The sequence below is a fragment of the Mycobacterium adipatum genome (assembly GCF_001644575.1).
In the GTDB taxonomy this organism is placed as follows: Bacteria; Actinomycetota; Actinomycetes; order Mycobacteriales; family Mycobacteriaceae; genus Mycobacterium; species Mycobacterium adipatum.
Genome location: NZ_CP015596.1, coordinates 4,145,421 through 4,166,994 on the forward strand (window position 1 = coordinate 4,145,421; position 21,574 = coordinate 4,166,994).

Annotated in this window: 20 protein-coding genes; 11 read left to right on the forward strand and 9 right to left on the reverse strand. The window is 66.0% G+C overall.

The annotated features are described in order from the left end of the window. The first annotated feature begins 27 nt into the window (after positions 1-27). Positions 28-831 carry an SMP-30/gluconolactonase/LRE family protein gene (locus tag A7U43_RS19685; RefSeq protein ID WP_067998602.1) on the forward strand — a complete coding sequence of 268 codons (804 nt, stop codon included), beginning with the start codon at positions 28-30 and terminating at the stop codon, positions 829-831. 19 nt (positions 832-850) lie between these two features. Continuing rightward, complete coding sequence (locus tag A7U43_RS19690; protein ID WP_067998604.1) at positions 851-1,666, forward strand: thioesterase family protein; 816 nt, start codon at positions 851-853, stop codon at positions 1,664-1,666. A gap of 134 nt (positions 1,667-1,800) precedes the next feature. Here A7U43_RS19690 and A7U43_RS19695 read toward each other — a convergent pair whose 3' ends face one another. The 4 genes from A7U43_RS19695 to A7U43_RS19710 all read right to left on the reverse strand — a co-directional run bounded on the left by A7U43_RS19695 (position 1,801) and on the right by A7U43_RS19710 (position 7,808). Next, positions 1,801-3,102, reverse strand: a complete 1,302-nt coding sequence (locus tag A7U43_RS19695) for an HNH endonuclease signature motif containing protein (protein ID WP_067998606.1) — start codon at positions 3,100-3,102, stop codon at positions 1,801-1,803. A gap of 245 nt (positions 3,103-3,347) precedes the next feature. Then, on the reverse strand, positions 3,348-5,276 hold the full coding sequence (locus A7U43_RS19700; protein WP_067998608.1) for a flavin-containing monooxygenase: 1,929 nt from the start codon (positions 5,274-5,276) through the stop codon (positions 3,348-3,350). Next, entirely contained in the window at positions 5,273-6,529 is a 1,257-nt protein-coding gene (locus tag A7U43_RS19705) for a cytochrome P450 (protein ID WP_067998610.1), read from the reverse strand. Before A7U43_RS19705 ends, A7U43_RS19700 begins: the two co-directional genes overlap by 4 nt. A gap of 103 nt (positions 6,530-6,632) precedes the next feature. Beyond that, the gene (locus A7U43_RS19710; RefSeq protein ID WP_067998613.1) at positions 6,633-7,808 is read right to left on the reverse strand and encodes a CaiB/BaiF CoA transferase family protein; all 1,176 of its coding nucleotides are present in this window, start codon (positions 7,806-7,808) and stop codon (positions 6,633-6,635) included. Between the two features lie 52 nt (positions 7,809-7,860). On the opposite strand from A7U43_RS19710, the gene A7U43_RS19715 reads away from it, so the two are divergent. Genes A7U43_RS19715 through A7U43_RS19730 form a run of 4 tightly spaced genes read left to right on the forward strand, consistent with a single transcriptional unit; the run spans position 7,861 to position 11,507 of the window. Then, a complete protein-coding gene (locus A7U43_RS19715) occupies positions 7,861-8,991 on the forward strand; it encodes a phosphotransferase (protein ID WP_067998614.1) in 1,131 nt (376 codons plus the stop codon). Between the two features lie 25 nt (positions 8,992-9,016). Further along, complete coding sequence (locus tag A7U43_RS19720) at positions 9,017-9,556, forward strand: TetR/AcrR family transcriptional regulator (protein ID WP_067998616.1); 540 nt, start codon at positions 9,017-9,019, stop codon at positions 9,554-9,556. 53 nt (positions 9,557-9,609) lie between these two features. Further along, positions 9,610-11,094, forward strand: a complete 1,485-nt coding sequence (locus A7U43_RS19725; RefSeq protein ID WP_067998618.1) for an aldehyde dehydrogenase family protein — start codon at positions 9,610-9,612, stop codon at positions 11,092-11,094. Further along, a complete protein-coding gene (locus tag A7U43_RS19730; protein WP_067998620.1) occupies positions 11,091-11,507 on the forward strand; it encodes a nuclear transport factor 2 family protein in 417 nt (138 codons plus the stop codon). Before A7U43_RS19725 ends, A7U43_RS19730 begins: the two co-directional genes overlap by 4 nt. A 4-nt stretch (positions 11,508-11,511) precedes the next feature. On the opposite strand, the gene rlmN is transcribed toward A7U43_RS19730, so the two are convergent. Then, positions 11,512-12,609, reverse strand: coding sequence for a dual-specificity RNA methyltransferase RlmN (gene rlmN, locus A7U43_RS19735; protein WP_067998621.1), 1,098 nt, complete (start codon positions 12,607-12,609; stop codon positions 11,512-11,514). Between the two features lie 179 nt (positions 12,610-12,788). Between rlmN and A7U43_RS19740 the strand changes: the two genes are divergently transcribed. The 5 genes from A7U43_RS19740 (at position 12,789) to A7U43_RS19760 (ending at position 18,574) form a co-directional block, all read left to right on the forward strand. Continuing rightward, entirely contained in the window at positions 12,789-13,073 is a 285-nt protein-coding gene (locus A7U43_RS19740; protein WP_197499876.1) for a WXG100 family type VII secretion target, read from the forward strand. A gap of 203 nt (positions 13,074-13,276) precedes the next feature. Next, on the forward strand, positions 13,277-14,509 hold the full coding sequence (locus A7U43_RS19745; protein ID WP_082902442.1) for an IS256 family transposase: 1,233 nt from the start codon (positions 13,277-13,279) through the stop codon (positions 14,507-14,509). Positions 14,510-14,714: 205 nt separating this feature from the next. Then, on the forward strand, positions 14,715-16,769 hold the full coding sequence (locus A7U43_RS19750; protein WP_067998628.1) for a TPR repeat domain-containing protein: 2,055 nt from the start codon (positions 14,715-14,717) through the stop codon (positions 16,767-16,769). Between the two features lie 179 nt (positions 16,770-16,948). Further along, positions 16,949-17,653 carry a hypothetical protein gene (locus A7U43_RS19755; RefSeq protein ID WP_082902224.1) on the forward strand — a complete coding sequence of 235 codons (705 nt, stop codon included), beginning with the start codon at positions 16,949-16,951 and terminating at the stop codon, positions 17,651-17,653. Between the two features lie 60 nt (positions 17,654-17,713). Beyond that, complete coding sequence (locus A7U43_RS19760) at positions 17,714-18,574, forward strand: hypothetical protein (RefSeq protein WP_067998630.1); 861 nt, start codon at positions 17,714-17,716, stop codon at positions 18,572-18,574. Between the two features lie 11 nt (positions 18,575-18,585). Here the strand turns inward: A7U43_RS19760 and A7U43_RS19765 are convergent, their stop codons facing one another. The 4 genes from A7U43_RS19765 to A7U43_RS19780 form a co-directional block, all read right to left on the reverse strand. Next, positions 18,586-19,455 (reverse strand): phosphatidate cytidylyltransferase, encoded by an 870-nt coding sequence (locus A7U43_RS19765; RefSeq protein WP_067998633.1) that lies wholly within the window; start codon positions 19,453-19,455, stop codon positions 18,586-18,588. Next, a complete protein-coding gene (gene frr, locus A7U43_RS19770) occupies positions 19,455-20,012 on the reverse strand; it encodes a ribosome recycling factor (protein WP_067998635.1) in 558 nt (185 codons plus the stop codon). Before frr ends, A7U43_RS19765 begins: the two co-directional genes overlap by 1 nt. Continuing rightward, entirely contained in the window at positions 20,009-20,767 is a 759-nt protein-coding gene (pyrH, locus tag A7U43_RS19775) for a UMP kinase (RefSeq protein WP_067998637.1), read from the reverse strand. The genes frr and pyrH overlap by 4 nt, the downstream gene beginning before the upstream one ends. A 124-nt stretch (positions 20,768-20,891) precedes the next feature. After that, on the reverse strand, positions 20,892-21,569 hold the full coding sequence (locus A7U43_RS19780) for a class I SAM-dependent methyltransferase (RefSeq protein ID WP_197499877.1): 678 nt from the start codon (positions 21,567-21,569) through the stop codon (positions 20,892-20,894). Positions 21,570-21,574: the final 5 nt, after the last annotated feature.

The window sequence follows — 21,574 nt, forward strand, 5'->3', positions numbered from 1 at the left end:
CGCCGTCGGGTCCGCTATCGTGACCCCATGACAGTGCAGCCGTTGGCCAACGGGTTCTGCTTCGGCGAAGGCGTGCGCTGGTTCGAGGGGCTGGTCTGGTTTTCCGACATGCTCGGCGAGGCCGTGCACACTGTCACCCTGCAGGGCGAGATGTCGACATTGCCGTTGCCCGGCCACGCGCCGTCCGGGCTGGGCTTCCGGCCGGATGGAACCTTGTTGATCGTATCCACCGAGCGACGTCAGATCCTGGCCTATGACGGCGAAAGCGTGTCGTTGGTGGCCGATCTGGGTGATCTGGTGCCGGCCGGTCTCGGCGATATGGTGGTCGACGGCGATGGTCGCGCCTATGTCGGTGCGCAGGCCCGCGAGGGCGGGGTGATCGTCCGACTGGACCGCAACAACCAGGCGACGGTGGTCGCCGAGGATCTGAGCTTCCCCAACGGCATGGTGATCACCCCGGACGGCACCTTCGTGGTCGCCGAGTCCACCGGCCGGCGCCTGAGCGCCTACTCCGTCGACGATGCCGGCGCCCTGCACCACCGCCGGGTGTTCGCCGCCGGGTTGGACGGTCCGCCCGACGGGCTGGCGGTGGATGCCGACGGCGGCGTGTGGACCGCGATGACACTGTCCCATCGGTTCGACCGCATCACCGCCGAGGGCGTCACCGACCGTATCGAAATGGGTGATCGCACCGCGATCGCCTGCGCGCTGGGCGGCCCCGAAGACCGCGCACTGTTCTTGCTGTCGGCCACCGACGCCTACCCCGACCGCCTGGTCGGCACCACGCTGTCCACGCTCGACGTGATCGGCGTCGACATCCCCGCTCCCTGACCCACTGGAGACAACAACCGTGTCCGACTGCTACTACGAACTCCTCGACGCCGACGACCCCGTCGGCGAGCGATTCGCCGCCACCGACCTGGTGCGCAGTACCTGGTCGGCATCCATCCAGCACGGCGCCCCGCCGTCGGCGCTGTTGGTGCGTGCGCTGGAACGCTGCGAGCAGCGGGAGGACACCCGGCTCAGCCGCGTGTTGGTCGATCTGCTGGGCCCGGTGCCCGCCGAGGGTGATCTGTGGGTGCGGTCGCGCCGCGAGCGCTCGGGTGCGCAGATCGAGTTGATCACCGCCGAGATGTTCGCTCCCGGCCCGGACGGCTCGCCGCGACCGGTCGCGCGCGCCAGCGGCTGGCGGTTGCAGAAGCAGGACACCACCGAGATGCTGCATTCGCCCGCGCCGGCATTGCGGTCGCTGGCCGAGGCCCGCAGTCGGGACATGGCCAAGGACTGGGACAGCAACTATCTGCACAGCGTCGACTGGCGCTGGCTGACAATACCTTTGGCTGACGGACCGGGTGAATCCTGGATACGTCCCACGGTCGATGTGGTCAAGGGCGAGACGATGACACCGTTGCAACGGTTGTTTGCGGTCGCCGACGATGCGAACGGAATCGGCGCCAAGATCGACATCCGGCAGTGGACCTTCCTCAACACCGACCTGGTGGTGCACATCCACCGCGTGCCGGAAGGATCGTGGATCGGCATCCGCGCCGAGACCAGCTACGGGCCGGACGGTATCGGCACCACACTGGGCACGCTGTTCGACGAGCAGGGTGCCGTCGGCGCCATCCAGCAGTCGGTGCTGGTGCGCCGCAGGCAGAGTCGCTAGAGCGGAGTCGCTGGGGCGGTCCGCTTCGGTGGTGTCCCGGTGCGCCGTGGCGGGTCCGGCGGGGTGTTGTGCCGCCGGACCCGCTGTGCGGGCGGTTTTCTCTGTCCAGTTGTCAAGGTGCGGTGCAGGTGTGGTTATGCGGCGGTGGGTAGGTCGGTCATGGTGCGTCGGGCGTGCGAGCGCAGGTGCGCCGGCTCGGGTGTGCCCGGGGCATGGGGTGGGATGAACCAGGGGTGGCGGTCGGGGCCGAGGTAGACCTGCCAGCCGCCGTGGTGGATGGCGGTGTGGTGCAGCCGACACAGCAGGACCCCGTTGTCGAGGCTGGTGGTGCCGCCATGCTCCCAGGGGATGATGTGGTGGGCGTCGCACCAGGACACCGGCCGCCCGCAGCCGGGGTGCGCGCAACCGCCGTCGCGGACCGCCAGGCCTTTGCGGATCGCGGGGGTGAAGAGCCGTTCGCTGCGTCCCACGTCCAGGGGTGCGCTGGCGGCGTCGACGAGCACCGTCGTGAGGGTGCTGTCACAGGCGATCAGCTCCGCGGTCGCGGTGCTGATCGGCCCGCCGAACCCGAGGAAGTCCACACGGGCTGTGGTGGGGCGGATGAGGGTGACGTGCGGGAGCACCCCACCGCTCATCGGGCGCCCCGAACCAGACAGGTAGGTGCGCAGGATCTGCCCGAAGGCGTCGGCGCGGCGCCGCCCGACCGGTCGGGGATCCGGGGATCCGTCCGGCAGCGGGACCGGCCGGCACAGCGGGTCCAGGGCGGCGAGCAGTTCTTCGCCGGTGAGCACATCAAGATCCAGGGTCGCGCTGAGGCGACCGTCGCCGGTCGGCACCACGCTCATGTCGTTGAGGTCGGTGTTCTCCGCCACTGGCACCGCTGTGTCGTCGACCGGGTGGGATTTGACCTTCTCGATGGCGATCCCGCGGGCCGTCTTGTCCACCCCCGACGGAGTGGTCTGAACCATCAGCGCCCTGACAACCTCGGCGCGCTCGTCATCGGACAACGCGACACGGGATTCGATATGCGCGACGCCCTTGCCGACGGCGTCGGCGAACTCGATCCCGACCCCACCGAGACGCTGCTGCGCCGTCAACGCCGGCAGGGCCTCTGCCGCCCGCCCCACCCGCGCCGCCCGATACGCCGCACCCGGAGCGACCCCGATACTGGTGAGCAGATCGGCCCCCGTGCGCAGATGCCGCCGGGCGGGGATCCCGGCCCGCTCCGCGGCCGCGACCGCCGAGGCGATCACATGGTCGGCCAGGTTGCGCAGGGTGACCGCGGCCGCCAGCACCGCCACCACCGCCTGGTCATCACGAATCCGCCTGGGGCTGTCCAGGAGGTGGAACAGGGTGCGATCCCCATCCCGCACGGCGGCAGGGGTGAGGTCATCGATCAACGCATCAACAAATGAGTCGAGATGGGTGGCGTCCATAGGGATACCGGCTTTCACAGAAGGTGCCCACACAAGGGCACGATCAGTTGGTACTACGGTTCATTAAGTCCCGCAGGACGCAACGAACCTCGCGGCGACCGAAGTCGCGGTCTGCAGCTCAACGAACCGTCATCCGGGAGCTACGTCACATTCGAACTTATGTTCGATGCTACGCCGAATCACGGCCCCGCGCAAGGGCCCTGCGCAAGAAAATCTCCGAGGGCCTTGGGGACAGTTCGCTGGTCTCAGCCCAGCAGGTGATCCGTATCGGCGAGCACACCAGTGCGTTTCCAGTACTCCACCGACCCGAACGGACTCAGCACGTACACACCACCATCGGGTGATTTGTACCAGGAGTGTTCAATCGAAGGGTGGCCCCACATCAGGGTGGCGACCTCGTCCTGAAGTTCGCGGTTGTAGCGCGCGTAGGCATCGGCGGTCGGTTCGATGGTGCGTTTGCCCCGCTCGATCAATGTTCGCAGCGCAGAACCGATGTAGCGCATCTGGCATTCCAGCATGAAGATCACGCTGCCGGCGTGGGCCAGCCCGGTCCCCGGCCCCGCCATCATGAAGAAGTTCGGGAACCCGGGTACCGAAATGCCGTTGAAAGCGCCGGGTTTGCCGTCCCACACCTCCGATATCGGCACACCGTCACGCCCGATCACCCGCATCGGGCACAGCACCTCCGAGGCCCGGAATCCGGTCGCCAGGATGATGACGTCGATGTCGTGGCGCCCCGCGGCGGTACTGACCGAGTTCTCATCGATTTCCGTGATCGGCTCATTGACCAGCGACACGTGCTCACGCCTGAGACAGCGCAACCAGCTGCCGTTGTCCTGCAGCATGCGTTTGGCCATCGGTGGATACTCCGGGGTGACCCTGGCGGCGAGGTCGGGAACGTCGCCGACCTGCTCCTCGATCCAGTTGACGAAGAATTCACGCCGGGCGGCGCTCGACGCGTTCGCGGTGCGCGGGAAGTCGTGCCAGTTCGGGTCGGCCCGAACCAGTTCCAGCATCTTGTCGCTGGACTGCCACATCAGCATGAAGCGGTACCAACGCGCATAGCCCGGCAGGTGGCGCATCGCCCACCGTTCACCGTCGGTGACGGCCGCGTGGTAGCGCGGGTTGGGCGCCATCCACTGCGGAGTCCGCTGATATACCACCAGACTTTCGACCTCGTCGACGATCGCGGGTCCGATCTGAAAGCCGCTGGCGCCGGCCCCGATGAGGGCGACCCGCTTACCTCTCAGATTCACCGCATGGTCCCACCGGGCAGAGTGGAAAGCCGGTCCGGCAAAGCTTTCGAGACCGGGTAGTTCCGGGATGAGCGGCCGGTTGAGGAAGCCGACGCCGGAGATGACGGCCGAGGCGCTGCGCTGCTCGGTTGATCCGTCGGCACCGCGCAGTGTCACCGTCCACCGCTTCGTCTCGTCATCCCACTGCGCGCAGGTGGCCTCCCGGCCCCAGGTCACATGATCGTCGATCCGGTGGTGTTTCATCACCGCACGGAAGTAGTCGTGGAGCTCGGGTTGACGGGTGTAGTAGGCGCTGAAATCGCGGACGTGCTCAAAGGAGTACGAGTAGAAGTGGCTCGCGACGTCGACTCGACAGCCCGGATAGCTGTTCTCGAACCAGGTTCCGCCGACATCGCGATTCTTGTCGACGACCTCGAACGGGATTCCGGCCTCCCGCAGCCGGATCGCGGCCAGCAGACCCGAGGCGCCGAACCCGATGATGAGCACCGAGAAGCCCGGTGGCGACTCCAACCCGTGCACGGCGATGGCACGCGGGTTGCGGCCGTGCAGGTCCATCTCCTCCAGATATAGCGCCGCGTTGTCATCGGGCACCGGCTCGCACGCAATCCAGTCCATCAACTCGCGGATCACTGCGGTCTCGGGCGGCGGCGCCGGCGGACACCCGGCGTCGCGCCACGCGCAGATCGCAGCCAGCGCGGTACGCCGCAATGCAGCCTTGCTCTGCTCGTCGAGCATTCCCTGGAATTCGTTCTGCACGAACTGCACCGGGCGTATCGGACCGCGGATGATGGAGGGGTCACCGGTGATCTGCACGACGGAGGCGATCAGCGCCGGCACCGAAAGTTGTTCGAGAGCCGCGGCGATGGCCGTGTCGTCGACACCGCAGATGGACTCGGTGACGAGGTGGCGCGTACTCATCGCACGTGCGCGGGCAGCCGTTTGATGCCGTGCACGAAGCTGCTGTACAACAGGTCGGGCTCACCGAGATCGATAGTCTTCAGCCGGGTCAGCAACTCGCGGAATATGTTTCGCAGCTCACTCTTGGCCAGCTGATTACCCAGGCAGAAGTGCGGACCACCCGCGCCAAAGCCGACGTGCGGGTTGGGTGAACGGCTCAGGTCAAACGCGTGCGGGTCGGCGAACACGCTCTCGTCGCGGTTGGCCGAACAGTAGAACAGCCCCACCTTGTCGCCGGCGTTGATCTGCTGCCCGGCGATCTCGACATCCCGGGTGGCGAACCGGGCGAATTGCAGTACCGGGGTGGACCACCGTACGAACTCCTCGGTGGCCGTCCCGATCCGGCTCTCGAAATCCTCCATCAGCCAATCCCGCTGGCCCGGATTGGCGGCCAGTGCCAGCATCGCGTGCGTGGTCGACTGTTTGGTGGTGTCGTTGCCCGCTGAAGCCAGCAAGATGAGGAACGCCCCGATCTCCTCGTCGGTGAGCCGGTGCCCGTCCACTTCGGCGTTGACGATGCTGGTCATCAGATCGTCGCCCGGGTTGGCGCGGCGGAACTTGGCGAGTTCCACACCGGTGTTCGAGATGAGCATGATCTCGTTGATGGTGTCCACGGCACGCTCTTCGAGTGAAGAGTATTCGTCATCGCTCATGCTGAACAGCTTCTCGGCGGCCTTGGCCAGCGCGGGCTGATCGGCTACGGGCACCCCAAGCATGTCCGAGATCGTCCGCATCGGTAGCCGTCCCGAACATGCTTCGACGAAATCGATGTCGCCGGCGCCGACGAGGTCATCGACGATGGCGACGGCATTGGCATGGATCTGCTCCTCGATCCGACGCACATTGCGCGGGGTGAAGGCGGAACTGATCAGTCGCCGGTAGGTGGTGTGCTGTGGTGGGTCCATGCCGAGGAAGAAGGTTGCGAACTTCTGCACGTCGGCGGGCATCGGATCGAGGGCGACTCCTTGGGCGGAGGTGAACAGATCCGGGTTCTGGCTGGCGAACTGGAGATCGGCACGCCGGGTCAGTGCCCAGAAGCCCGGCTCCTCGATCTCGAACAGCGTCGGCAACGGCCGGTGCCAACTGATCCCGTCCAGTGCCCGCAAGCGGGCGAAGGTCTGGTCGCGAATGTCGAACGGCCGGCTCCAGAAGTCATGTGAGGTGATGTCGAACGGGCTGTATTCGCGCGCCTGCGGCGTGCTGGCAACTGTCACGCGATATTCCCTCCTGCGGGCCCGCGACAACCCCGCCGCGGCAGCATCAGCGTGACACTTCAGTGGCAATTTGTAAAGTATCGCGGAGTCCGTGACACCCGCCTCAATCGCCCTGAGCGCCGCCGAGCTCGGCAAGGATTTCTTCGGTGTGCTCGCCGAGTCCGGGCGCCGGGCCGCGCGGATGCCATGGCGTGGCCGAGAAGTCGGCGGGGCTGGCCACCATCGGTGTGCTCGAGTCCCCTTCGGGTACATACACGATGCCGCCGGCCGCGTGGAACTGATCGTCGGCCACCACGTCGTCGAGCGAGTTGATGGGCGACCAGAAGAAGTCGGGCTCTGCGGCGAAGACCTGTTCCCACTCCGGCAGGGTTCTCGTCGCGAAGATGGCGTCCAGTTCGGCGATGATGCTGCGGGCGCCGTTGAACCGGTCCCGCGGCGTCGGGTACCGCGACAGCCATTCCTCACGTCCGACCACGCGGCACAGCGACGGCCAGTGCCGCACCACATCCAGGCCGACAATCCAGAACCGCCTGCCGTCACCGGCGGCGTAGTTGTTCATGCATGGGTTCGCCATCGTCTCCCGCTGCCCGATGGCCACCTGCTGACCCGACATCAGCAGGGTGTTGAGATCGAAGCTCACCGTGTATGCGCCCTGCCGGTACAGCGAGGTGGTGACCAATTGCCCGGTGCCGGTGCGCGTCCGGGCCAGCAGTGCCGCGCACACGGCAGCCGCCAGCGTCATGCCCGCGGAGTGATCCCCCATACCGCCGCGCTGGAAGGGCGGTGTGTCGCCGGGGCGGGTGAGCAGATCGGCGATCCCGGCGCGCGCCCAGAACGCGGCGACGTCATAGGCCGCGCGGTCGGCGTCGGGGCCGTCGGTGCCGTAGCCGGTGATGAGTCCGTAGACGAGCTGCGGGTTATGCGTGGCCATCGTCGCGAAATCCAGGCCCAGCCGGGCCAGCGCGGCCGGACGGATATTGGTGAGGAAAACGTCTGCGCCGGTGATCAGTTCGACCGCGGTCCGACGCGCGTCCGGGGTCGCCAGATCGAGCACGATGCTGCGTTTGGACCGGTTGTCCATCTGGAACGGTGGGTTGGACGCGGTGCCCAGGTCACTGTCGAGTCCCATCATCCGACCGAACGAGCGGGCCGGGTCGCCGGCCGGCGGTTCTATCTTGATGACATCGGCACCCCAGTCGGCCAGAATCGCCCCCGCGGCGGGGGCCGCCACCCAGACGCCGAGTTCCACGACCCGGAATCCGTCCATCGGTCCGGACATCGGAATCCTCCAATAGGCTTTACATTCTTGAATTGATTTGTAAGCTTGCACGATGCCTCCGCAGGTCAGCAGCGTAGCCCCCGCATTCGGGCTGGCCGCACACCTCGGGCGCGGCATGCAACGTATCGCAACCGACGGCGTCTTCGGGCGAGCGCGCGCCATCCCCCGCCACATCACCGGTCTGAATGCGGCGTACTTGTCGGCCCTGCTCGGGCGGACCGTCACCGCCGTGTCGTTGCTCGACGGGGACGCCGGCACCTCGTCGCGCGCCCGACTGGCACTGACCGGTGAGGATGTGCCCGCCACCGTGTTCGTCAAGATGCCCGCCGAGACCGCAGCCACCCGGATGATCGGTGAGCTGGGGCGCCTCGCTTCTACCGAGGTGCGGTTCTACCGCGAACTTTCCGCCCAGCTCACCGATGTGCCCGCCTGCCACGGCGCCACCTTCGATCCCGTCACCGGCCGCTTCGCGCTGGTGCTGGAGGATCTGACGGCCGATGGACTGGCGGTTTGTGAGTTCCCCGACACCCTGCATCCGCTGGATGCCGATCGCGCGGCACTCGTCGTCGAACTGCTGGCACGGGTGCACGCCACCTTCTGGCGCCGACTTGACCCTTACCCCTGGGTCTACAGTGCATCCGCCGACGCGACCTCGCTGCTGACCGGGTCGCTGGCCAACGCCTCAGCCCGCCGCCTGGAGCGCAGGACCTCGATACCGGTGCGCACGGGCCAGTTCGTCAATGACAACTACCGGGCAGTGGCCAGCCTGATCGACCGGGGTCCGCACACCCTGATGCACGGCGACGCACATCCAGGAAATGTCTACTTCCGCAACGGAAAAGCCGGCCTGCTCGACTGGCAGGCGGTGCGCCGCGGGCATCCCTCCCGCGAACTGTCCTATGCCTTGATCACCGGCATGGCCACCGCCGTGCGGGTGGAGCACCAACGCGACCTGCTCGATGTCTACCGCGAAGCACTACACGCCGAGGGCGGCCCCCACATGGACCGCGACGAGTTGTGGCTGCGATACCGGCAGGCGGCGCTCTACGCCTACGTCGCGACGTTGATCACCGCCGGAATGGGCGGCATGCAGGCCGAGGGCATCGCCCTCGAAGGTCTCGGCAGAGCTGTGTCCGCACTGCAGGATCTCGACACGGTCTGCGCGCTGAAGGCATCTTTGTGATGGCACAACCACTACCATCGATACCGTGAACAAGCCGTTATCCGCGCACTCCGACGCCGCCGAGGACACCTCGACGCGGCGCCGGATACTGGCCGCGACGGCCGAGGTGCTCGGACGCAGCGGACAGACGAAGCTGAGCCTGTCCGAGGTGGCGCTGCAGGCCGGGGTGTCCCGACCGACGCTGTACCGCTGGTTCGCCTCCAAGGAGGAACTGCTGGGGGCGTTCGGGGTCTACGAGCGCGAGATGTTCGATTCCGGCATCAGCACCGCCACCGCCGGCCTGCGTGGTACCGAAAAGCTGGATGCCGCACTGCGATTCATCGTCGAGTACCAGCAGTCCTATTCCGGCGTCCGGGTCGTCGACATCGAACCCGAGGTGGTCATCGCCCAGCTGACGCATGTCATACCGGTGATGCGCGCGCGGCTGCTCAAACTCCTGTCCGGGTCCAACGCCCAGGTGAAGGCGTCGACCGCGATCAGAGTGGCCATCTCGCACTACATCGTCCGCAGCGATGACGAGGGACAGTTCCTCGCGCAGCTGCGTCACGCCGTCGGCATCAAGTAGCCGATTCTCCCCAACGGGCTGACACTGCCGCTCGGATTTGTAATGCTGAGCAGATGACCAGCATTGCTGATGGCACAGGAGTCCTGGCCGGCGAACAACGCATGCTCATCGACGGGGAGCTCCAGCTCACTGCCGGCGGCACACTGTTCGATGTGATCGACCCGGCCACCGAACTCGTCGCCGGTCAGGCGACAGACGGAACCGTCGACGATATGGCGCGTGCGGTCGGCGCGGCACGTCGAGCTTTCGACGAGACCGACTGGAGCCGCGACCTCGACTTCCGCTATCACTGCCTCAGCCAGCTGCACGCGGCGCTGGAACGCAACAAGGAACATCTGCGCCGGGTGCTCATCACCGAGGTGGGTTGCCCGGTGAAGGTGACCGGCAGCCAGATCGAGAGCCCGATCGACGAGGTCAAACATTGGGCCGAACACGGCAAGAACTTCGACTACCTCGCCGACAACGGTGTGCACCAGACTCCGCTGGGGCCGGCTCGGCGCAAGATCCACTACGAAGCCGTCGGCGTCGTCGGCGCCATCACGCCCTGGAACGTGCCGTTGTACCTCAACATCGCCGAGACGGTGCCCGCCCTGATGGCGGGGAACACGGTGGTGCTCAAACCCGCGCAGCTCACCCCGTGGTCGGGCAGCGAGTACGGCCGCATCGTGGCCGAGGAGACCGATATCCCGCCCGGCGTGTTCAACGTGGTGACCTCAAACGCCAACGAGGTCGGCGCGGCCCTGTCCGCGGACCCGCGGGTCGACATGGTGACCTTCACCGGGTCCACGGCGACCGGGCGCGCCATCCTGGCCGCCGGAGCGGCGACGGTGAAGAAGACGCTGCTGGAACTGGGCGGCAAGAGCGCGCACATCGTGCTCGACGATGCCGACTTCGGCATGGCGTTGCCGATGGCCGCACTGATGGCCTGCGTGATGAGCGGCCAGTCCTGCATCCTGCCGTCCCGGATCCTGTTGCCGCGCAGCCGATACGACGAGGGCATCGAAATCATGAAGACCATGATGGAGAATTTCCCGGTCGGCGATCCCTGGGATCCTGCCAACATGCAGGGCCCGCAGATCAGCGAGACCCAGCGGCAGAAGGTGCTCGGCATGGTCGCAGAGGCGGTCGATTCCGGAGCGCGGCTGGTCACCGGTGGCGGTGTACCGGACAAACTACCCGTCGGCTATTACACCCAAGCCACCCTGCTCGCCGATGTGCACCCGGACAGCCGGATCGCGCAGGACGAGGTCTTCGGGCCGGTGCTGGCGGTCATCCCCTACGACACCGACGACGAAGCCGTCGCGATCGCCAACAACTCCATCTACGGACTGTCCGGGGAGGTCAGCGGCGGCGATCTGGACCGGGCCTTTGCGGTGGCAACCCGGATGCGCACCGGCAACGTCACCATCAATGGCAAGAGCCACTTCGGTATCGACAGCCCGTTCGGCGGCACCAAGCAGAGCGGTCTGGGCTACCGCAACGGCGCCGAGGGCTACAAGGAATACCTGACCGCCAAGACCATCGGCATGCCCGAGTGAGCTGGGCCGAGGATCAACTGGAGATCCAGGCGCTGCTGGCCCGCTACGCCCGCGCGGTGGACACCAAGGACTGGGCGCTGTACCGGTCGGTGTTCACCGACGACGCACATATCGACTACACGTCCGCGGGGGCCATCGCGGGCGGGCGGGACGAGGTGATCGACTGGCTCTCAGCAGGTTTCGCGACGATTCCGTGGAGCATGCACTACATCACCAATATCGAGGCCGATATCGACGGCGACAGGGCCACCGTGCAGGCCATGTTCTACAACCCGATGCAGCTGCCCGGGATGACCGCGCAGAGCGCATGCGGCGGGTACTACCACCACGCACTCGTACGCACCGCCGAGGGTTGGCGCAGCCGGAGCCTGCGCGAGGAGAACATCTGGTTCAGCAACCCGCCGGGCGGCTGACCGGTCAGCCTTCGGCGGCCAATTGCCCGCAGGCCGCCGCGATCTCGCGGCCACGGGTGTCGCGCACCGTGCAGGACACGCCCTTGGCGATGACCCGCTTCACGAACTCACGCTCGACGGGTTTGGGGCTGGCGTCCCATTCACTGCCCGGTGTCGGGTTCAGCGGGATGAGGTTGACGTGCACCAGCGGCCCCAGCTTGCTGTGGAGTTTCTTACCCAGCAGGTCGGCGCGCCACGGCTGGTCGTTCACATCGCGGATAAGTGCGTACTCGATGGATACCCGACGGCCGGTCACATCGGCGTAATAGCGCGCGGCGTCGAGTACCTCATCGACGCTCCAGCGGTTGTTGACCGGCACCAGGGTGTCGCGCAACTCGTCGTCGGGCGTGTGCAGCGACACCGCCAACGTGACACCGAGCCGCTCGTCGGCCAGTTTGCGGATCGCCGGTGCCAGCCCGACGGTGGACACCGTGACCGAGCGGGCACTGATGCCGAAACCCTCCGGCGGCGGGGCGATGATGCGCTTCACGGCGGCCAGTACGCGGTTGTAGTTGGCCAGCGGCTCCCCCATGCCCATGAAGACAATGTTGGACAGCCTGCCGTCATGCTCGGACCGCATGGTCGCCGACGCGGCCCGCACCTGTTCGAGGATCTCGGCGGTGGACAGGTTGCGTTGCAGCCCGCCCTGGCCCGTCGCGCAGAACGGGCACGCCATCCCGCACCCGGCCTGTGACGAGATGCACACGGTGTTGCGCTGCGGATAGCGCATGAGCACCGACTCGAAGGTGCTGCCGTCGACCGCACGCCACAACGTTTTTCGGGTCTCCCCGGCGTCGCACTGGATCTGTTTGGCCGGTGTGATCAGGTCCGGAAACAGCGCATCCGCGACCTGGTCGCGCACGGCGGCGGGCAGATCGGTCATCTCGCGCGGATCGGCGATGAGACGCCCGTAGTACTGGTTGGCCAGCTGCTTTGCCCGGAACTTGGGCAGACCCAGCTCGGCCACCGCGGACACCCGTTCGTCCGCATCGAGGTCGGCGAGGTGCCGCGGCGGCAGTGCGCGTCGCGGGGCGTCGAAGACGAGCGGAAGGGAAACGGCCATGATGTTCCGACCAGTATCTCACTGTGGACGGCGTGGCTACGAATCTGCCGACCAAAAATTGGTGTCAGGGCGTGCGAGCGCGCGGCGATAGTATCGGAAAAGAGATTCAGCGTTGAATTGGTCAAGGGGGTATTCGGATGGGCGGGGAGCGTCTGCGGGTTGATCCGGCGGAGGTTTCGATGGCCGCCGACCATGTCGACGTTGCTGCTGAAACCTTGCGTTCAGATCATGGTTCGGCGCATGCCCGCATTGCAGCTGCCAAGTCCGGGTGGATCGGTACCAGCTCGACAGCGCTGGCCGCAGCCGCAACCAAGTGGGAGGACGACTCTGCAGCGCATTACAGCGAACTGATCGATCACGTGGAGGCACTCAGGTCCGCCGCATCGATGTATGCGAGCACCGACTCTCAATCCAAGGCGGCCATCGACGCCGCCAGTTCACCCCTCGGCTCGATGGGGCTGTAGTCGTTGACGACGTCGTTGGCCGACGTTGCGCGTTGGGACCCCGAGCAGATCGATGAGGTCTCCGAGGCGGCAGCCCAGCGGGGCGTGTCTCATTGACTGTGTAAGTGGTTGGGCCTGAATGGTGGTCAGGCATGCTGGCCACCGGACAGGAGTGAATCGCTTTGTCTCGTTCTGAATCGTCTGCCGATGAGGCTGCCGCGAAGCTGGCGCAGGTCTTGCCGGCGGCTGCTGTGGATGCGCTGTTGGCCGATGCCGAGGCTTCTGGCACCCCGATCGACGGCCCTGATGGCTTGTTGGCCCAGATCACTAAGTCCGTGCTCGAACGTGCCCTCGATGTCGAGATCGCCGATCACCTCGGCTACGAGCACGGGGATCCGGCCGGCAACGGCTCGGGCAACTCCCGTAACGGCCACGGCCGCAAGACCGTGCTGACCACCTCCGGCCCGGTAGATCTGGAGGTCCCACGCGACCGCAACGGCACTTTCGACCCGCAGATCGTGCCCAAACGCAAACGCCGCCTGGGCCAGGTCGAAGACATGATCTTGTCGCTGTACGCCCGTGGCATGAGCACTCGCGACATCACCGAGCACCTGGGCGAGGTCTACGGCGCCACGGTCTCGGCGGCCACGATTTCGCGGGTGACCGACGTGGTGGCCGATGAGATCGCCGCGTGGCAGTCCCGGCCGGTCGATCCGGTGTATCCAATCCTCTACATCGACGCGATCCGGCTCAAGATCCGCGACGGCGGCGTGGTGGCCAACAAGGCCGCCCACGTGGTGATCGGGGTCGACGTCGATGGGATCAAGCAGGTCCTGGGGGTCTGGATCCAGCAGACCGAGGGCGCCAAGTTCTGGCACGGAGTGCTCACCGAGCTGCGTAACCGGGGCTGCCGGGATGCGTTGTTCGTCTGTTGTGACGGGCTGACCGGGCTCCCGGAATCGATCACCGCGGTTTGGCCCCAGGCCATCATCCAGACCTGTGTGGTGCATCTGCTGCGGGCCAGCATGCGCTACGCCTCCTACACCGACCGTAAGAAGATGGCCGCTGCGCTGCGCCCGATCTACACCGCCGCCACCGAAGAGGCCGCCAAACTGGCCCTGGAGGACTTCCGGGCCGAATGGAAGACCAAATCCCCGGGGGCGGTCGCGGTCTGGGACCGGGCCTGGGCCGAGTTCGTGCCGTTCCTGGCGTTCCCGGTCGAGATCCGCAAGATCATCTACACCACCAACGCCATCGAGTCGCTGAATTACCAGCTGCGCAAAGTCACCAAAGCCCGCGGCTCGTTCCCCTCCGATGCCGCAGCGCTCAAGCTGCTGTATCTGGCCATCCGCAACATCAACCAGAAACGAGGATCAAACCCAGGATCAGGAACCTACCGCTGGACCGAAGCGCTCAACGCCTTCGCCATCCAATTCCCCGACCGACTCCCGATCTAAAGAGACCCCACCAAACCGAAACGGCCGCAACTACTTACACAGTTATCTTGACAAGCCCGCCCAGCGTGCTCGCAACAGTGGCGAAGCCGCCGAGTCCCTGCGCAACTTATCGGTATTCAAGACGTGGCAGGGCGAATCAGGCGAGGCCGCGCAAAGGGCACTCGAGCAATCGGCCGCCAAGCTGACCATCTCTCAGCAGGAAGCCATGTTGGTCTCGCTCGGCGCGCAGAAATCCGCCCAGGACGTTCGCACCGTGAAGAACGAGCTGCAAAGTCTCCTGGACTTCGCGGCTGCGGCACCACATGTCCAGATCGATCTGGCCACCAATTCGGTAGTCCCGCCGGATACCACTGGGTGGTCCCAGGAAGACATCGACGCGCTGGTCGCGAAGACCGCCGAGGTCGAGAACAAGATGACGGCAGTGTTGGCCGCCGCCGAGGAAGCCGACGCCGACCTGGCCCGAGTCCTGACCGCAGCGACCGGCGGTGACCCCGGGATCCCCGGCGAGCAAGGCACCAACGACGGACAGTCCCTTCAGGACGGGCAGCTCACCCCCGAGGAGATGGCGCGGCTGGAGGAGAACACCACCCTCACGCCCGAACAGCAGGAAGCGTTGATACGGGGTGAGCTGGTGTTGCCGACCAGTCAGATGGAATACCTGAACAATTTGTCGCGCTCGCTGGATGGCAAGAGCCCCGCCGAGATCAGCTCGATGATCGACCAGATGAACGCCAACGGCCAGAACGGGGGCGCCGTCACAGACGCGCTGCAACTGCTGGGCAACGAGAACATCACCACCGCAGGCGACCCCGCGGAAGGCGTCCCGACACAAGGCGGCATGCAGCACTTGCCGTCAGGTATCCGAGAAACATTCGAACGCCCGACGCGCGGGCCCGCCGTACCGACCCAAGGCACCAACGGGCAGGGCAACCCGACAATTGATATGCCCGACATGGCAAAACCGTTCCCCGAGATCAACAACTACCGCGACGTGGCGGCGATCGTGTCGGCAGGAGATCCCGCGCTGCAGCAGGGCACCGCGATGGACGCGGCACTGCTCGACAAGTCAGAGGAGATCCTGCACGGTTTGCACAGTCCTCCCCACATTCCGTGGGAGGGCAACGCCGATATGTCTCAGAGGCTCGTCGACCCGGCGCTGCAAGACATGCTGTCCGCGGCGGGGCGCGACCAAATGGCCGTGCATGGTGCGCTGAGAGGATCTGAGAATGGCGAGTTCATCGGCGACCTGTTCACACATCAGTGGGCGGACGACGGTGCCGCGGCTGGAACCCTGCTCAACGGCACCGGCGCCATACCGACCGACCTGGCCGACCCTACCCAGGTGGAGCAGGCGACCCGCGCCGGGCAAACCATGCATGCGGTCGATGATTGGATTGGTAACAATGCAAATGATCTGCTCAACATTCCGGGGACTGAGAACCAATCGCTCGGCCAGGTCAACCCCGAGCTCACCCGAGCCCTCGCAGAAGCCAACAAGCTCTACATAGACGACATGCTCGACAATCCGCTTGACAACACCACAGGTTTCGGCCCGCTGGACGACTTGACGAACCCAGAGATGCCTCATATGCGAGATTTGTTCGCCGTGATCGACACCGATCCGGAAGCCGCGACCATCCTGAACAGCCAGGCCTATCTCAACGGCCTGCAGTACCAAGCCAACTTTGAGCAGTCCATCATCGACGGCGGCACGGTCACCACCGGCGATCTGCAATCCGCGGGCACGCTGCGCGGCGTGATCGATTCGGCGGCCAACATTGCCGACAACGACGCCATCGCGTACGGCAACCTGCAGGACGTGAAGGCCTACGAGAGCCGCGGCATGTGGTTCGACGTCGCCAAAACGATCGGCGGGGAGGTCCCCGGTGTTTCGACGATTCTGGGCTGGAACGACAAGATTCCCGGAGATCCGCTGCACCAGATCTTCGTCGGCGATGCACCCGTAGGCTCCGACCCAACCTACATCGCCCAGCAGAGTTCGGAAATGATGCAGTACGCCGTGGCGCAACGATTGATCGACGCCAACCTAGGCGACCCGGCCGTCTTCCAGGAGTTCGGCCTGATCGACCCCGCGACCAACCAACTCAAGCCGATCACACAGAACGACTTCGGCGACTTTCGCTCCGCCTTCACGGATTACTTCATGGGTATCGACCCGACGGTGAAGGTTGGTATCGAAGACTACGAGGACGCCTACCGGGACGCGCTCCCCACTCCGCCGGCGCACACGGGAGGATAGCGAGTGTGAAACCAGCCATTCGAGGCTGCGCGGTGTTACTGCTAGTTCTGGCCGGGCTGACGGGATGCCGCGCCGAACAACCGCCCGCGCCTACCTTCCCGAACTGGCCGCAAAGCCTTGCCGACTTCAGATTCCGCTGGGCCGCCGAACCGGGCATCGATCTAGTCGCAGGTCCCGCAGTGCCGTTGAGGGCCTATCTGGAGTCGTACCGGATCTGGAACTTCACCCAAGACCCTCGCAGCGTCTACCCGGGTTTCGATCGTGCCGTTCCGGAGGCACTGCCACCGAAATCGAATTCGAGCACCCGGAACGAACTAGTAGACATCCGGCCACTGCCGGGAGCTGAGCTGTTCGGCCCCCCGGGGCCAATATTCGGCAACGAAGACTTCCACATCCTCGAGCTCACCCCGATCGAGGGTGGCTACCGCGCTTACGTGTGCGACGGTATGTACAGCATCTTTCGTGAAGCCAGCAAGCAGGGTGACAAGCGGGGTAAGTACGTGTCGGTCATCGACTACGACGCCCGCACACTTCTCGGCGACATCGGTGGCCTCAAGGTGTGGCGGGTGGAGCTCACCGACAGTCCGCCAGTCGCCGGAGCGCCTGCGATGGCAACCGCAGCACAGCGCGGACCAGGACCCGCGCCCGTCGACGACGTGTTCGGACCATGGCGGATCTCCGGCGCCAGCGACGACTCCTGGGGCACCCTGATCACTCTTGAGTCCGTGCCCTTTGGCAGACCAGGCGGGGTTGATCGCATCTCCGAATGCTCCGATCGAATGCCGCAGTGGCGCACCGAGCGCGATGCGATCATCAAGCGCGTACTCGACACACCACCGACCGCCGAGCCTGCATCGCCCGGCTGGCCCAGCAGCACGGGGTAGCGCCCAGCAATTCAATACCAGCCACAAACATCGCCGGCCGCACACGGGAGGATAGCGAGTGTGAACCCGATCGTGCGAAGCTGCGCGGTGCTGTTGCTGACGGTGGCGGGACTGACAGCATGCGGCGCCGAAAACCCGCCCGCGCCGACCTTCCCAAACTGGCCGCAGTCGCTGGCCGACTTCCGATTCCGGTGGGCCGCCGAACCGGGCATCGACCTCGTATCGGGCCCGGCAGTGCCGCTGCGCGCGTATTTGGAGTCCTACCGCATCGCTCAACTCACTCAGGACATCGGCGATGCTTACCCCGGTTTCGATCGCGCCGTCCCGCCACTGCCGAGCGACTCGCATGCCCCCGCGCAGTTACTCGGCATGCGCCCGTCGCCCGACGCGGAGCAGTTCGGTCCCCCGGGACCGTTCTACGGCAACGAGTACTTCCACATTCTTGAGATCACACCGATTGAGAGCGGCTACCGCGCCTACGTATGCGACGGCCTGTACAAGATCTTCCGCGACGGCAAAGAAGAGGATGCGGGCAAATACGTGTCAGTCGTCGGCTACGGCGCCCGCACAGGCCTCCTTGACGTCAACGGCATGAAGGTGTGGCGCGTCGAGTTCACCGACACCCCGCCGGCCGCCAGTGCACCAGCGATGGTGACCGACCAACGCGGACCCAACCCCGCACCCGGCGGAGACGTGTTCGGGCCCTGGCACATCACCGGCGCTAACGACGTCCGCTGGGGAACCCTGACCAATCGTGAGTCCACCGCCGACGAGTGGATCGACGGCGCACAGCGGCTCTCGCAATGCTCCGATCTGCTGCCGCACTGGCGCACTGAGCGCGACGCGAACATCGAAGCATCCCTCGACACACCACCGTCCGCGGAGCCCGCGTCACCCGGCTGGCCCGGCAGCACGGGGTAGCTCGACCGGAATCAGGCCAACACGGTCAGCACGATCCAGGTGGCCACCGCAGACGGCAGCACCGAATCGAGGCGGTCCATCAGACCGCCGTGCCCGGGCAGCAGCGTGCCCATGTCCTTGATGCCCAGATCGCGCTTGACCTGGGACTCGACCAGATCTCCGAGGGTGCCGGTGATGACCAGCATGATGCCCAGCGGGATGCCGACCCAGGCGGGCTTGTCGAGCAGGTACTGCACCGCCAGCACTGAGACCGCGACGCCCAGCAGCAGCGAGCCGGCCAGCCCCTCCCAGGATTTCTTGGGGCTGATCGCCGGGGCCATCGCGTGCTTGCCGAACAACACACCGGCGGCGTAGCCACCCACATCGGAGGCCACCACACCGAGCATCAGACAGAACACCCGGCCGGCGCCGTCCTCGGGGTAGATCAGCAGCGCGCCGAACGCCCCGAACAGCGGGATCCAGGTGGCCAGGAAGATCGTCACCGCGACATCGCGCAGGTAGTTGCTGGGTGCGGCGCCCAAGCCGCCGCTCAGCAGCCGCCAGATCAGGCAGAGCACCACGGTCGCGCCGAACGCGCCCAGCGCGCCGGTGGCCCCGAACGGCCACGTCAGCCACACGATGGCCTGCCCGCCGAGCAGCAGCGGGATCACCGGGATGGAGTACCCGCCGTCCCGCAGGCGTCGCACCACTTCGTGGGTGGCGACGGCCATCGCCGCGGCGACGACACCCACCCAGACCAGCGGGGCGAACAGCAAGATGGCGATCAGGGACCCGCCGAGCAGTACCCCGACGGCAATGGCGGCCGGCAGGTCACGACCCGCGCGCGAGGTTTTCTTCGGTGGTTCGGCGTCTACCACTGGACTTCCCTGCTGAAAGGTCATCAGACCTCCAACAGCTCGCCTTCTTTGTGTTTGACCAGCTCATCGATCTGCGTCACGTACTGCCCGGTGGTCTTGTCGAGGTCCTTCTCGGCCCGTCCCACCTCGTCCTCGCCGGCCTCGCCGTCCTTCTTGATCCGGGCCAGCTCGTCCATGGCCTTGCGGCGGATGTTGCGTACCGAGACCTTGGCGTCCTCCCCCTTGGCCTTGGCCTGCTTGACCAGTTCGCGCCGGCGCTCCTCGGTGAGCTGCGGGATGGAGATCCGGATGACGTTGCCGTCGTTGGACGGGTTGACGCCCAGGTCGGAGTTGCGGATGGCGTCCTCGATCGGCTTCAGCTGGTTGGCCTCATAGGGCTTGATGACGACCAGGCGCGCCTCGGGGACGTTGATGCTCGACAGCTGGGTGATCGGCGTCGGGGAACCGTAGTACTCGATGTTCAGCCGGGAGAACATGCCGGGGTTGGCCCGACCGGTGCGGATCGACGACAGGTCGTCGCGCGCCACCGACACCGCCTTTTCCATCTTCTCTTCAGCGTCGAAGAGGGTCTCGTCGATCACGGTGTCTCCTTGTCCGAGGTGACCAGTGTTCCGATCTTCTCACCTGCAACCGCTCGCGCGATATTTCCGTCGGTGAGGAGATTGAACACCAGGATCGGCATGCCGTTGTCCATACACAGGCTGAATGCGGTGGAGTCGGCGACCTGCAGGCCCCGATCGATGACCTCACGGTGGGTGATCGCGGTCAGCAACTCGGCATCGGGATTCTTGCGGGGATCGTCGGTGAACACCCCGTCGACCGCCTTGGCCATCAGCACCACCTCGGCGCCGATCTCCAGGGCGCGTTGCGCGGCGGTGGTGTCGGTGGAGAAGTACGGCAGGCCCATACCGGCGCCGAAGATCACCACCCGGCCCTTCTCCAGGTGCCGTCGGGCGCGCAGCGGGATATAGGGCTCGGCGACCTGCCCCATGGTGATCGCGGTCTGCACCCGGGTGTCGATCCCTTCCTTCTGCAGGAAGTCTTGCAGCGCAAGGCTGTTCATGACGGTGCCGAGCATGCCCATGTAGTCACTGCGGGTGCGTTCCATCCCACGCTGCTGCAGCTGAGCGCCGCGGAAGAAGTTGCCTCCACCGATGACGACGGCGACCTGGGCGCCGGCCCGGACGACGTCGGCGATCTGCCGGGCCACCAGTGCCACCACATCGGGGTCAAGACCGACCTGGCCGCCACCGAACATCTCGCCACCGAGCTTCAGCAGCACACGTGAGTACGCGGGCCGGATGACTCCCGGGCCGCCGTTGTCTGGCTCCGCCATCAGACTCCTTGCTGTCCCGATACAGAATCGCCACCCAGGCGAATCCGCGCGGACGGCGTCACCAATCCTGCCTCATGAAGGCTCTCTGGCCCCGTCGGGGTGGCCGCAGCCTGTCCGGCAGCGCTCAGCCCAGGTGCGCGGTCAGCAGCCAGGCCCCCACCGACCTGCGGCCACCGGGTTCGTCGCGGATGTCGTTTCCGGCGAAGATTCCCGCGCGGAGCACCTCGTCGGGCAGGTTGGCGTGGATGCGGGCCGGCCGGATCTCGTCGATATGCCAGTACTTACCGACCACATCGCGCAGTTCCTCGGCGGTCACCGCGTTGATCGGGCCACCGGCAGGGACCGCCGCGGCGTCGAAGACCAGCACGAAGTACGACGCCCCCGGTGCGGACGCGCGGACGATCGACTGCTGGTAGCCCTCGCGCAGCTCCACCGGCATGGAGTGGAACAGCGTGCTGTCGATGACGGTGCCGAACCTGCCGTCGTAACCGTCGAAGGAACTGATGTCGGCCACCTCGAAGGTGACGTTGCCCAGATCGCGACGGGCCGCCTCGGCGCGTGCCATCTCGATCGCCGTCGGCGACTGATCCAAGCCCACCGCGGTGAAACCGCGTTCGGCCAGCGCCAGCGCCGTGGCCGCCTCCCCGCAGCCGGCATCGAGAACCTCGCCGTGCACCTTGCCGGCCTCGATCACAGCGGCAATCTCGGGTTGCGGCGCCCCGATGCTCCACGGTGGGCGAACACCCTCGAATTCCGGCGAGTCACCTCGGTATGCGGACTCGAACATGTCGTCGGTAGCCATGATTC